Source organism: Selenomonas sp. FC4001, assembly GCF_000701565.1.
Taxonomy (GTDB): domain Bacteria; phylum Bacillota; class Negativicutes; order Selenomonadales; family Selenomonadaceae; genus Selenomonas_A; species Selenomonas_A ruminantium_B.
In genome coordinates, this window is sequence record NZ_KL370793.1 from 37,994 (window position 1) to 50,083 (window position 12,090).

General features: G+C 52.2%; 14 protein-coding genes. All 14 read right to left on the minus strand.

The window, feature by feature from the left end:
- Positions 1 to 28: 28 nt before the first annotated feature.
- Positions 29 to 763, minus strand: a complete 735-nt coding sequence (gene trmD / locus T320_RS09880) for a tRNA (guanosine(37)-N1)-methyltransferase TrmD (RefSeq protein ID WP_026760926.1) — start codon at positions 761 to 763, stop codon at positions 29 to 31.
- Entirely contained in the window at positions 753 to 1,298 is a 546-nt protein-coding gene (rimM, locus tag T320_RS09885) for a ribosome maturation factor RimM (RefSeq protein WP_037355424.1), read from the minus strand. Before rimM ends, trmD begins: the two co-directional genes overlap by 11 nt.
- On the minus strand, positions 1,270 to 1,701 hold the full coding sequence (locus tag T320_RS09890) for a YlqD family protein (protein WP_026760928.1): 432 nt from the start codon (positions 1,699 to 1,701) through the stop codon (positions 1,270 to 1,272). Before T320_RS09890 ends, rimM begins: the two co-directional genes overlap by 29 nt.
- Positions 1,702 to 1,774: 73 nt before the next feature.
- Entirely contained in the window at positions 1,775 to 2,002 is a 228-nt protein-coding gene (locus T320_RS09895) for a KH domain-containing protein (RefSeq protein WP_026760929.1), read from the minus strand.
- A gap of 15 nt (positions 2,003 to 2,017) precedes the next feature.
- Positions 2,018 to 2,287 (minus strand): 30S ribosomal protein S16, encoded by a 270-nt coding sequence (gene rpsP / locus T320_RS09900; RefSeq protein WP_026760930.1) that lies wholly within the window; start codon positions 2,285 to 2,287, stop codon positions 2,018 to 2,020.
- 36 nt (positions 2,288 to 2,323) lie between these two features.
- Positions 2,324 to 3,706, minus strand: coding sequence for a signal recognition particle protein (ffh, locus tag T320_RS09905; RefSeq protein WP_037355426.1), 1,383 nt, complete (start codon positions 3,704 to 3,706; stop codon positions 2,324 to 2,326).
- Positions 3,707 to 4,063: a YlxM family DNA-binding protein gene (ylxM, locus tag T320_RS09910; RefSeq protein ID WP_143035105.1), complete on the minus strand. Its 357-nt coding sequence runs from the start codon at positions 4,061 to 4,063 to the stop codon at positions 3,707 to 3,709.
- Positions 4,064 to 4,177: 114 nt separating this feature from the next.
- A complete protein-coding gene (locus tag T320_RS09915) occupies positions 4,178 to 5,290 on the minus strand; it encodes a hypothetical protein (protein WP_037355429.1) in 1,113 nt (370 codons plus the stop codon).
- Complete coding sequence (locus T320_RS09920; protein ID WP_037355431.1) at positions 5,287 to 6,711, minus strand: AsmA family protein; 1,425 nt, start codon at positions 6,709 to 6,711, stop codon at positions 5,287 to 5,289. Before T320_RS09920 ends, T320_RS09915 begins: the two co-directional genes overlap by 4 nt.
- Before the next feature lie 14 nt (positions 6,712 to 6,725).
- The gene (locus tag T320_RS09925) at positions 6,726 to 8,102 is read right to left on the minus strand and encodes an SGNH/GDSL hydrolase family protein (RefSeq protein ID WP_037355433.1); all 1,377 of its coding nucleotides are present in this window, start codon (positions 8,100 to 8,102) and stop codon (positions 6,726 to 6,728) included.
- A complete protein-coding gene (locus T320_RS09930) occupies positions 8,099 to 9,346 on the minus strand; it encodes an HD domain-containing protein (RefSeq protein WP_037355436.1) in 1,248 nt (415 codons plus the stop codon). The genes T320_RS09925 and T320_RS09930 overlap by 4 nt, the downstream gene beginning before the upstream one ends.
- A 12-nt stretch (positions 9,347 to 9,358) precedes the next feature.
- A complete protein-coding gene (thrB, locus tag T320_RS09935) occupies positions 9,359 to 10,291 on the minus strand; it encodes a homoserine kinase (RefSeq protein WP_037355439.1) in 933 nt (310 codons plus the stop codon).
- Positions 10,292 to 10,295: 4 nt separating this feature from the next.
- Entirely contained in the window at positions 10,296 to 11,594 is a 1,299-nt protein-coding gene (locus T320_RS09940) for a homoserine dehydrogenase (RefSeq protein ID WP_026760938.1), read from the minus strand.
- A gap of 25 nt (positions 11,595 to 11,619) precedes the next feature.
- Positions 11,620 to 12,066, minus strand: coding sequence for an ACT domain-containing protein (locus T320_RS09945; protein WP_014424166.1), 447 nt, complete (start codon positions 12,064 to 12,066; stop codon positions 11,620 to 11,622).
- Between the last annotated feature and the right edge of the window lie 24 nt (positions 12,067 to 12,090).

A 12,090-nucleotide genomic window follows, 5' to 3' on the forward strand; every position in this document is an offset into this window, starting at 1 on the left:
TAAATCACAGAAAATTTCGCTTCTTATTTTAATCCTGATATTCCGCCAAAAATTGCCGGTCTTTATCCGTTAACGGAGCTTTATCGAGCAAATCTGGACGGTATTTTTTCGTCACGAGCAGGGACTGCTCACGCCGCCATTGACGGATTTTGGCATGGTCGCCATTTAGGAGTACCTCTGGCACTTCCATGCCCTCAAATTCGCGCGGACGGGTATACTGCGGGAATTCCAACAGGCCCTCATAAAAGGAATCCGTAGGCGCAGAATCTTCATGCCCCAGCACGCCCGGCAGCATGCGTGACACCGCATCGGTTATGACCATAGCCGGCAGTTCCCCGCCGGTCAGTACGAAATCGCCGATGGAAATCGCTTCATCCGCCAGCTTATAGATACGGGCATCAAAGCCTTCGTAATGGCCGCAGATAAACACCAGCTGGTCATAACCTGCCAGTTCCTTGGCCTTGGCCTGATTAAAGGTCGGTCCCGAAGGGTCCATAATCAGTACCCGGCGGTTGGCCGCATATTCCTCGGTACGGGCCAGTACATCCCGCACCGCTTTGTACATCGGCTCAGGCTTTAACACCATACCTGCACCACCGCCAAAGGGGCTGTCGTCCACATGATGGTGCTTATCCTCGGCAAAATCCCGGAAGTTGGTAAAGTGGATATCCAAAATCCCATTATCCACCGCCCGCTTGGTAATGCTGTCACCAAAAGGGCCGGAAAACATCTCCGGGAAAATGGTCACCATATCAATGCGCATCGGAAATCTCCTCAGGCATATCGACCACCATACGGCCGCCTGGCACATCAATTTCCTTGACTACGGCCTTGAGCGCCGGAATCAGCAGTTCTCCACCATCTGTGCGGCGAGCCTGATAGACGTCATTGCTGCCGGTGCGCAGGACATTTTCGACCTTGCCCAATTCCTTGCCGTCCATATCGTAAACCGTCAGCCCGATGATGTCAAAGGTATAATATTCACCTTCCTGCAAGGGAGCAGCCTCGCTGCGGTCAACAGTCAAAAGTTTGCCCGTCAGGCTCATAGCGGCTTCTCGTACCGGATATTCCTGGAACTTCATCAGCACGTACTGCTTATGATACTTGCAGCTTTCAATATGGAGCATTTCGCTGCCAACCATGACTTCTTTCATGGTCTCAAAGCGTTCCACGAAGTCCGTCAGCGGAATGATGCGCATTTCCCCATGAATGCCATGGGGTGCGCCCACCTTGCCGATGGTCACGCGATTCTTGTCGCGCTTGTTTTTCTTAGCTGCGAATGGCGATAACTTTGTCATCTTCTACCAGCACTTCCACATTCATGATTTCGCGCATATCGTCGCCCACATGAACTTCCACCTGATGTTCCAGCGTGCCCTGTACGATTTCAGCACCGATAACCATCTTTTCCATTTCTTCTTTGCGAGCCTGAGATTCTTCACGGAACTGGAGACGCTTGTTACGTTCTTCGCCGAAATGAGCCTGAATGGCCTGCAGGCGCTGAATTTCTTCCATCGTGGGCTGTTCCGGGTTAGCCGGCTGATTTTCCTGCAGCACGCGCTTCTGCTGAATATCCATCTGCTGGAGTTCGAGCTCCGTGCGCTTGATGGCTTCGTCCAAATCCGTCAAGATTTTGGTCTTGAGTTTTTCCGTTAATTTTGCCTTAATCGTAACAGGCACTTTCAGTGAAATAGAATCCATGACAGTTCCTCTTTTCTTTTTCTCATAGTAAAAAACGGCAAGACACCCAAAAGGTAATCCTGCCGCTTTTCATTTAAATAATCTCAACCGTGACTTTCGTATTTTCCCGAGTGGCTGCGGCTTTGACCACGGTGCGCAAAGCTTTGGCAATGCGCCCCTGGCGTCCGATGACCTTACCCATGTCATCTTCAGCCACATGGAGGCTGAGCACGGTCTGCCCATCCTCCTGCCGTGAAGAAACTTCTACAGCTTCTGGATGCTCCACCAGGGATTTGGCGATTACTGCAACAAGTTTTTCCATGTCGCTTCTCTCCAATTACTTTTTCTTGGATTCAGCGAACTTGGCCATAATGCCCTGCTTGCTGAACAGATTTTTAACGGTATCGGTCGGCTGAGCACCTTTGTTCATCCAATCAAGAACCTTTGCTTCGTCGAGATTAACGACTGCCGGCTGCTTGGAGGGGTCGTAGTTACCGAGAATTTCGATGAAACGACCATCACGCGGAGCGCGGGAATCAGCTACTACCACACGGTAGAACGGGTTCTTCTTTGCACCCATACGGTTCAAACGAATCTTTACTGCCATGAAATTTCACCACCTTTCGCAAATAAGGATTAAAACTTAACGCATAAACGGCATTTTGGGGAAACCACCGAGATTTCCGAGTGCCCCAAGACCTGGGAACCCTTTGCCCTTCTGCATTTTTTTCATCTTCTTCATCATCTTGCGCATTTCGCCGAACTGCTTCAATAGCTTGTTGACGTCCTGCACACGCGTGCCGGAGCCCATCGCGATGCGCTTGCGGCGGCTGCCGTTGATGATGGTAATGTCGGCGCGTTCCTGCGGCGTCATGGAGCGGATAATGGCTTCAATCTGGCGCATTTCCTTGCCGTCCAGGTCAATATCCTGGCCTTCGAGCTGCTTTTTGAGCCCACCCATGCCGGGAATCATTCCTAAGATGTTTTCGAGCGAGCCAAGTTTCTTGACCTGCTGCATCTGGGATAAGAAGTCGTCCAAGGTAAATTCATCCTTGCGCAGCTTCTTTTCCATCTTTTTGGCTTCTTCCATATCGAAGGTCTGCTGGGCTTTTTCCACGAGGGAAAGCACATCGCCCATGCCCAGGATACGGGAGGCCATACGGTCGGGGTGGAACGGCTGGAGTGGTTCCAGTTTCTCGCCCATACCGATGAATTTTATGGGAACATTCGTGACTGCTTTGACGGAAAGCGCCGCACCACCGCGGGCATCGCCGTCGAGCTTGGTCATGATGACACCGTCAAGTCCAAGACTATCGTTAAAGGTCTGCGCCACATTGACCGATTCCTGACCGGTCATCGCATCGACAACGAGCAAGATTTCGTGCGGCTTAACCTCAGCCTTGATATCGCGAAGCTCCTGCATGAGGGCTTCATCTATCTGCAGGCGGCCTGCCGTATCGATGATAATCACATCATTGGCATGGCTCTGTGAATAAGCAATGGATGATTTGGCAATCGTCACGGCATCGGTGCCCTGTTCCATCGAGAACACGGGAATGTCGAGCTGTTTGCCAACTACCTGCAACTGCTTGATAGCCGCCGGACGATAAATATCGCAGGCAACGAGCAGCGGACGCTTACCCTGTTTCTTGAGGGACAAGCCCAGCTTACCAGCAGAAGTGGTTTTACCTGCACCCTGCAAACCTGCCATCATGATGATGGTCGGCGGATTCGGGCTGATGTTGATGCGGCTCTGCGTGCCGCCCATGAGGTTCGTGAGTTCCTCATCAACAATCTTAATAACCACCTGCGCCGGCGTCAGGGTTTCCAAAATATCCTGACCAATGGCCCGTTCCTTAACGGTTTTTATGAAATTCTTTACAACCTTGAAGTTGACATCTGCTTCCAGAAGCGCCATGCGCACTTCCCGCATGGCTTCATTGACATCATCCTCCGTCAATTTGCCATGGCCGCGAAGTTTCTTGAAGGTCTCCTGCAAACGGTCAGACAGGCTTTCAAATATCAATTAATTAACCTCCTGACTGCGCCCGATAAAAGGCTCCAGCCGGTCAAGGATTGCCTCAACGGCGCTTTCATTGCCCGCCTGCCGCAAATCCTTGATGGACTCGTAGATTTTTGCCAGTTCCTGACGCTCCTCGTGATAACGGGCCGCCAGTCCCAGCTTTTTTTCGTAGGACTCCATCGCTTTTTCACTGCGGTGGATATTGTCGTAAACCGCCTGCCGGGATATGCCCAGCTCCTCGCCGATTTCCGACAGAGAAAAATCTTCAAAGAGGTGCAAGCGCAAGCATTCTTGCTGCTTTTCCGTCAACAGCGCCCCATACAGGTCAAACAAAGTAGACAAATATAAGAACTGCTCCATCACGGCTATCACCTGCTTCAAAAATAGGTGCCAAGGTTTTCCCCTTGACATAGGCTATTATAGCGAAGCTGCTATAGCCTGTCAAGTGTTTTTCCTTGGCACCTTGAAAAAATATCAGATTTTCACGTATTCTGAGCCCATTTCCACAATCTTTTGGCCATCGGCCTCTAAAGCCGCCGCCAAATCATGGGCAGTTCCGTTAAACTCCAGGTCCACGGTCGTATTGCCGAAGGAAGTGGCACGCACATAGGCATGGTTGACACCGGGAATGTTCTCCAGATAGTTGGTAATATCGGCGATATTTCCCCATTTGTTCTGTGTGATGACCAAAGTGATATGCTGGCTGGGATTGGCCGCCTTGTTGAGTGCTGCCTCCCCTATTGCCTTGGCAATGCCGGCCGATGCCGCATTGATGGCCTCATTTTCCGCATTATTGCTGCGCCGCTCCGACTTGCCACGGAAATTGCCGGCGTAGATGACTTCACCGGTGTTGGCATTTACCATGCGTACGGCGATGGAAGCCGCGGCTTTCTTTAAGTTGGCCATACCGGGCATGGGAACGTAATCGGCCATGCTGTTGACGGCTAAATCCACCTGCGCAGTCACCAGATAATCCACCGGTGACTGGATGTTGAGGCTTTGCCAGAGCTTCCTGTCCTGAGAATACTGGGCCGCCAAAAGCTGACGCCGCTTAGCGGTGCTTATCTGCCCCATGTCCACCACCCGGCTGAAACCTTGACTAGTCAAGCCGTTGATTACATTGTTTTCCACCGCAGGATAGGCACGGCCCTGCCGGTCCATGGCCAGCACGCCGATACGCGGGTCCTGCATGTTCATGCCGATAACGGCTTTTTTCTGGGCCAATGTGCCAAGGACCGCCGTCAGTTTCTGCTCCTGCACATCCACCTGCACCTTGGCGGAATGAATGCCGTTGACGACATTATGTTCCAACACCTTGTAGCTTCTGATATAGCCATCGGCCTGGGTATAGACCCTATCGTTAATGAGCTTGTAGTTCTGCACATAACTGCGGCTGTCCACCATGACGCCAATCTGCTGTTCAATGGCCTGCCGAAGGGCGGCTTTAATCGCGCCCCTCTCCGAACTGCCTTGACCAGTCACTGTCACCATAGCAGCCCAGGTCACACTGGCAAAAGCCCACCAACAGACCATCGCCAACAGGCATATTTTCAAGCCATGCTTCTTCTGCAATTTCGTCACCTTCATTTCCTTCCCTCGTAAACTGCCAGCAATTCACCGTTTTTATCCGTAATGTTGATGGGATTAAAGGTCAGCTTACCCTCCTTCACTTGGAGATAATCAGTCCGCATGGTGAGACCGGCAAATTCGATGGCCACGTCATTAAACTCCAAATCCCGATAACCCTGCCGGAATTTACCAGACATACTCTTGAAAGGGATTATCTTAAACCGGCCTTCCCCCGAGGAAAAATGACCATAGGACGAAGTTTCCCGGCCACTCCCCTTAGATGATAGGAACATCTCCAGGTCCACATTACAGGAAAGATGGCTGCCCGGCAAAGCCTTTTGCGCCTGCAAGTCCTTGCCAATGCCATGAATGCTGTAGTAACGGGTATCCAAATCGTATTCCCCATCAGCCACCAGCTTGCCGCCAAAGACCGAGGCCTCCACATCGTTAAAGTAGAGCTTCTCCCCATCATAATCGACCCGGCCCCGTACATTTTCAAAATCGAGCGCGGGAATATGCAGATGTTCCATGCGCACATGGCCTTCCCCGCTGATCTCGTGCAACGGGCCGGTCAGGTGGCTGTCCAGTGTCATCTTGTCGTGAATGTTAATCCCCATTCCAAGCGAGGAGGGGTCAACATCCATGAAACTGATGTAAAAATCAGCCAGCGGCAACTCTGCCCCGTCAAAATCCACCGTGCCCTTGAGTTTGACCCCATTGCCAATCATAGTGCCGCCAAAATGCCCGGTGGAAAGTTCCAGAATCATATCGTCATCGGTGTTGATATCCGCCAGCATATTCACCTTGGACAAAAGATAGTGACGCTGCTTATGGAATACCTCCAGACGACAATCCTCAAATTTCAGCTTCATGCGGATTTTCTTTCCTTCCCGCTCGAAGTTGTGCCATTGCTTAGCCATGCGCTCGGCATGTTTCTTGCGGCGATATTCACCGATTTGTTTGCGCTCTTCCTCGCTTTTCCCTGCCAGGCTGACTTTTGCCCGCCAGTCCGTATCCTCTTCCTTGACCTGTTGCATATCCGGAGAACTGCGCACAAAGTCTACCCGCATGTCATCGGACAGACGCACCGCCACGGCAGCATTCCGAATGGTCAAATCCTGCATGGTCGTGGATTTGATATTGCCGGTGATAACATCCCAGGGGCGCACCTCAAAGGAGCCTTCCGGCACATAGAGGATCAGACGGCCCTCGGGGTCATGCCATTGAAGCTGGCTGAATTCCACATGCCCGTTAATATGCGCCACGATTTTGTCCGCCCTGATTTCCCCTTTGAGCATGTCCTGGTCCATCATGGCCTGATTAAAAATGGCTGCGGCCCCCCGGCTAAAAACTTCCAGCACAAGAACAGCGGCAACAGCAATCACTGCAACCGTTATGAGCAGTAGTTTTTTCCAGTGGGTACGCAGCCATTTCATCATGACATCTCCTCTAACTATTCATTTTGATAATTCATCAGCATCCGATCCGCCAGACCTTTTACCTGCGGCCAGGCAAGATTGATACGCTCAGCCATGAGTCTCTTGCCGTTGGCATCGGGATGCAGACCATCCAGCGCATATTTTACCGGCAGTTTATTATCGGGGCAGACAAAAGCAGCCGCCGTATCGATATAAACCTGCGTACGGATAAAATTATTCACCGTAAGGAAGCGGCTGGCATAATCGGGAGCCGTGCTCTCTTGGAAAATATGCTCAATGCTGTCGGGATTAATCATCGGCAGGGTCAAAAGAATGGGCGCAATGCCGTTTTCCAGACACTTGCGCTGGATTTCCTTGAGGCAGTCGATGACCACCTGTGGGTCCTCCCCAGCCCGCAGGCTGTTGCTGCCAGTCATAATCAGCAGATAATGCGGCTTAAAAGGCAGTACATCCGCATCAAAGCGGTCGCGGGTCATCTGCGCCGTATCGCCGCTCTGGGAAAGATTGATGGCTGGGAAATCCAGATAGCTCAGATAGCTGAATTCAAAATCTGCCGGGCCAAAGGAAAAATGACCGCCGCCATGACTGATGCTGTCCCCGAGCACACCCACTTCCCAGTTGTCCAAGGGCGATACCCTGTAATACTGTGGTTCCGACCAGGTGCCCATGACATTTCCATCCTGGTCAAAGGACAGAACACGCCAGAAGAAACCATTGGGCAAGGGGCGCGGCGAAGTATCGTAAAGCTCCGACATATCTGCAAATAAAGTCGCAAAGGGCTGGGCACTTTTATTGACCGCCGGATTATCGTGATACAGCGCGACTTCATAACGCTTGGCACCTGCCTGCTGTACCCAATGATAGACCGGATAGAGGAGCGTCCTGCCTCTTTCCCCATTGTATTCCGTCACCGGCATCGGCGCATTCATCGGCGCGATATCCGGACTTGTCCAAAGTTCTCGGGGCGGGGAAAACGGTGTCAGCGCATTGCCGTCAAAATCCATGGAGCGCACCCGCCAATAGAGGGGATGCTTGCCGAGTAAATCGGCGGCAAATTCCTTTAGAGGCGGATTGTAGCGGTTCTGATACACCCGCCGGGAACGATGAATGGCCGACGTGGACTCACAATTTTCATCGAGGAAGAACGGCACCGAAGAAAAAAATTCCACCTCGTAGAACACCGCGTTCTCATCCTTCTCCCACTCCAACACCGGGGAATAAGACACAGGATTTTGCTTGCTTGTCACCGTATAGTAACCATCATCCATCGCTGCAGACTTTGTCTTATTTTGCATCTGATAAAGGAGGATGCCTCCCATGGCACCGCCCACAATGCAGACGGTCAGACCAATAATCATTAAATACGTGCGCCTTTGACGCCACCAGGTCATAACTTCGTTTCTCCTTGTTTGTGATACTTATAATTTTGATAGGCCTTCACCTGCTGGTTCCGAACCCAATCGCCAATCGCAACGCCTCTTAAAGATTTCGGCGCCTGACTGCCATTTACCTGCTGCATGCAGGCAATAATAGCAGGTGCTTCCTCGAGATAGGGTGGCAGACTGTGATGGTCTGCCCGGATGACAGCCTGAAAGTCCGCGATTTCCATAGGCGATGCCGCCACCTTCAGCAGGAGTTCCGCAATTTTTCCCGCCTTATTGAGCCGGGCCGCCCGCATGTGCTGGCTGATAACGAAGAGTCCCGCCTGCAGCCATTTCTTAGGCAGAGTCATACGCGCATTCCAGCGCTTCAGTACATCCTGTCCCCGCACTTCATGGTCGTAGTGATGCGGCAGCATTTCCGCAGGCGTCTCACCCTTACCTAAATCATGCACCAGGCCGCAGAACCTTGCCAGCAGGGAATCCGTCTCCGCTGCCACTGTATCCACCACAAGCATCGTATGAGCAAAGGCATCCCCTTCGGGATGAAAGGCTTCCGGCTGGGTCTTGCCGATAAGCGCCGCCAGTTCCGGGAAGGTCACAGCCAAAAGCCCAGTTTCCTGCAGGGCACAGAAAAACAGCGAGGGCTTTTCCGTCAAAAGCGCCCGCTTTAGTTCCTGTAAGAGCCGCTCCGATGGTTCCCCTGCCAGTTCCTCCTGGCAGGCCGCCATAGCTTCCTTTGTCTCCGCCGCTAGCGTGAAATGAAATTCCGCCGCCTGACGGGCAGCTCTAAGTGCCCGCACTGGGTCTTCGGCAAAGTGATGCGATACCGGGCGGATTATGCCCTGCTTCACATCCTCGCGTCCCCCATAAAAGTCAAAAATCTCGCCTGAGGGCAGTTCCATCGCCATGCTGTTGATGGTGGTATCCCGGCGGTATAAATCCTCTTCGAGGGTCACATTGCGGCCATACTCGACAGTAAAACCGCGATAGCCTGCCCCCTGCTTTTCTTCCTTGCGGGCAAAGGCCACCTCGGCATGGCAGCCGTCAATATCCACGAGATACACAGGGAACGCCTTCCCCACACGCGGGGCATGCGGAAATACCTGTTGAAATGTCTCCTCATCAATGCCCGCCACCATATAATCCTTGTCATGGGCAGGCACCTGACGCAAAAAATCCCGCACCCAGCCGCCCACGATAAAAACGCGGGCGCCTGCTGTGCGGATTTTATTTACAAAATCTTTCTCAGTCATAATTCACTTCAATTATTTATCGTTCAAAATGTGTGCTCCGCGGGTATCGAGCTCCAGACTCAGGATATTCGCCTTTACCCCATGACGGGCAAAGGCTTCCTGCATGGCTTGTCCCACCGCATCTTCCACATGACGGCGCTGCAGGCAGTATGCGATAAGACACGGGCCGGCACCACTGAGGCTGGCACCTAATGCGCCGGCCTTCTTCGCCGCACTGAACACATCATACATACCGGGAATCAGTTTTGCGCGGTATGGCTGATGCAGTGCATCTTCAAAGACATTGCGCAGGAATTTTTCATTGCCCTTGCAGAGTGCCGCTACGAGCATACCTGCTCGGCCGATATTGTTGATGGCATCCTTCATGGGGACTTCCTTGGGCAGGACTTCCCGCGCCTTTTTGGTGGACAGAGGGAAATCCGGTACTGCCACCACGAGCTTTAACCGCATCTTGGGAATCAATGTAAAACATTCCACATCCCCGCGCGTCACGGTGCTGATGGTAAAGCCGCCATAGATAGCCGGCGCCACATTATCGGGATGACCCTCAATGTCCGTGGCAAACTGCAGCAGTTCCCGGCGGGTAAAGCGGTTATTAATCAGAGCATTGGCGCCCTTTAGCCCCGCCACAATAGCGGTCGCACTGCTGCCCAAACCGCGGGACAGAGGCACGTTATTTTCCATATGGATAATGGCGCCCTTATAGGTATCTGCAAGGCCTGCTTTTTTGAGCAGGTACTGCACCGACTGCCAAACGATATTGCGGTCATCACAGGGAATATTCCCTGCTCCGGCACCGTTAATGGTAATCCTGCAGCCAGGAGCTTCCGTTAATTGTAACTGCAAGTCATTGTAGACCGTACAAGCCAGCCCAATGGAATCAAATCCCGGCCCGCAGTTGGCACTTGTTCCCGGGACTCTTACCCAGATGCTGCGACTATCCACTGACTTACCCCCGTTCCTGCTCAACACGAATGACACTGCGAATTTCATCTACCACAGGCAAAGCCTTTAAGGCTGCCAATGCTGCTTCAATCTGGGCATGCTCCACCCGATGAGAAATCGCCACGATTTCGGCATGGTCCACGATATTGCGGTGGGTCTGGATAACGGATTCCAAACTTACACCGGCATTGCCGAAGGCCGTAGCCACATAGCCCAATACGCCCGGCTTATCATCCACGAGCAGGCGCACATAATACGAGGACTTCGTCTTCTCCAACGGGCAGATGGGCTTTTCTTCATAGCAGGTGCAGCGTACCCGGCCAAAGTTATCATGCAGGATATCGCGGGAAACTTCAATCACATCGGCGACAACTGCCGATGCAGTCGGCAGGGAACCGGCGCCCTGACCGTAGAACATGGCATCACCGATGGCATTGCCCTTGACGAAGATGGCATTGAACACGCCGTTAACTGCAGCCAGCGGATGTTCCTTGGGCAAGAATACCGGATGTACCCGTACATCCACACCATTTTCCTGGGTTTCCTTGCCCACGGCGAGCAGCTTAATCACATAGCCAAGGTTCTTGGCATACTCGATATCGTCCGGGGTGATTTTTGTAATACCTTCCACGGACACATCTTTGAGTTCCACACGGGTATTAAAGGCCAGCGATGCGAGGATTGCCGCCTTGCGGGCCGCATCAAGACCATCCACGTCCGCAGACGGGTTGGCTTCGGCATAGCCTTTTTCCTGTGCTTCCTTGAGGACACTTTCGTAGTCGCTGCCACATTCCGTCATCTTCGTGAGCATGTAGTTGGTCGTACCGTTCACAATGCCCATGATTTCCGTCACCTGATTGGCCGTCAGGCACTGCTTGAGCGGCGTGATAATGGGAATGCCACCGCCGACACTGGCTTCAAAGAGGAAGTCCACATCCTTTTCTTCGGCTTTGGCAAACATTTCCTTGCCGAACTGGGCCACAACATCCTTATTGGCGGTCACGACATTCTTGCCGGCTTCCATGGCACGCAGCATATAATCCTTGGCCGGATTCAGCCCGCCCATCAGCTCGACAACGATTTCGATTTCGTCATCATTTAAGATGTCTTCAATCTTATCCGTAACCTGATAGTTCGCCAAAAAGGGGCGCACCTTACTGCAATCGCGCACGAGAACTTTTTTAATCATAAGTTCTGCTCCCACGCGCTCGGTAATCTGCTGCCGATTCATCTCCAGCACTTTAACAACGCCGGAGCCGACAGTCCCGGCTCCCAACAAGCCTATCTTAATAACCTTCTGCATACGGTACACCCCTTTTCCTATTCAATTAAGCCTGACCAAGAACTTCCAGACGCTTCACACCATCCACCATGCGCAGTTTATCCAAGAGTGCTTCGAGGTCTACGCTGAGGTTCATGGTTTCGATGGAAACGGTGGCATTGGCCACGCCCTGCAGAGGAATGCCCTGATTGATGGTCATAACGCTGCCGGAATCCTGGGAAATGGTATTCAACACGCTGGAAAGGACCCCCTTCTTGTGCTCAAGAAGGAAAGTCAGCGTCACAATCTTGTTCTGGCTGGCTTCATAGAAGGGGAACACATAATCTTTGTATTTGTAGTAGGCACTGCGGGAGAGTTCCATCTTCTCCACAGCTTCATTGATGGTGCGGGCATCGCCGCGCTTGAGCATTTCTTTTACTTTGATGGTTTTCTTGATTGCTTCCGGAAGAATTTCTTCACGGACGAGGAAAAATCCGCTTTTCTGTTCGTTCATATATTACGCCTCCAATGGATGATT

What these genes read in the sequence shown, in the direction of transcription:
- T320_RS09895 (WP_026760929.1), bottom strand. Translation starts at nt 2,002, where the DNA reads ATGGAAAAACTTGTTGCAGTAATCGCCAAATCCCTGGTGGAGCATCCA.
- rpsP (WP_026760930.1), bottom strand. Translation starts at nt 2,287, where the DNA reads ATGGCAGTAAAGATTCGTTTGAACCGTATGGGTGCAAAGAAGAACCCG.
- rimM (WP_037355424.1), bottom strand. Translation starts at nt 1,298, where the DNA reads ATGACAAAGTTATCGCCATTCGCAGCTAAGAAAAACAAGCGCGACAAG.
- T320_RS09945 (WP_014424166.1), bottom strand. Translation starts at nt 12,066, where the DNA reads ATGAACGAACAGAAAAGCGGATTTTTCCTCGTCCGTGAAGAAATTCTT.
- T320_RS09940 (WP_026760938.1), bottom strand. Translation starts at nt 11,594, where the DNA reads ATGCAGAAGGTTATTAAGATAGGCTTGTTGGGAGCCGGGACTGTCGGC.
- T320_RS09930 (WP_037355436.1), bottom strand. Translation starts at nt 9,346, where the DNA reads ATGACTGAGAAAGATTTTGTAAATAAAATCCGCACAGCAGGCGCCCGC.
- trmD (WP_026760926.1), bottom strand. Translation starts at nt 763, where the DNA reads ATGCGCATTGATATGGTGACCATTTTCCCGGAGATGTTTTCCGGCCCT.
- ylxM (WP_143035105.1), bottom strand. Translation starts at nt 4,063, where the DNA reads ATGGAGCAGTTCTTATATTTGTCTACTTTGTTTGACCTGTATGGGGCG.
- T320_RS09925 (WP_037355433.1), bottom strand. Translation starts at nt 8,102, where the DNA reads ATGACCTGGTGGCGTCAAAGGCGCACGTATTTAATGATTATTGGTCTG.
- T320_RS09915 (WP_037355429.1), bottom strand. Translation starts at nt 5,290, where the DNA reads ATGAAGGTGACGAAATTGCAGAAGAAGCATGGCTTGAAAATATGCCTG.
- T320_RS09890 (WP_026760928.1), bottom strand. Translation starts at nt 1,701, where the DNA reads ATGGATTCTATTTCACTGAAAGTGCCTGTTACGATTAAGGCAAAATTA.
- T320_RS09920 (WP_037355431.1), bottom strand. Translation starts at nt 6,711, where the DNA reads ATGATGAAATGGCTGCGTACCCACTGGAAAAAACTACTGCTCATAACG.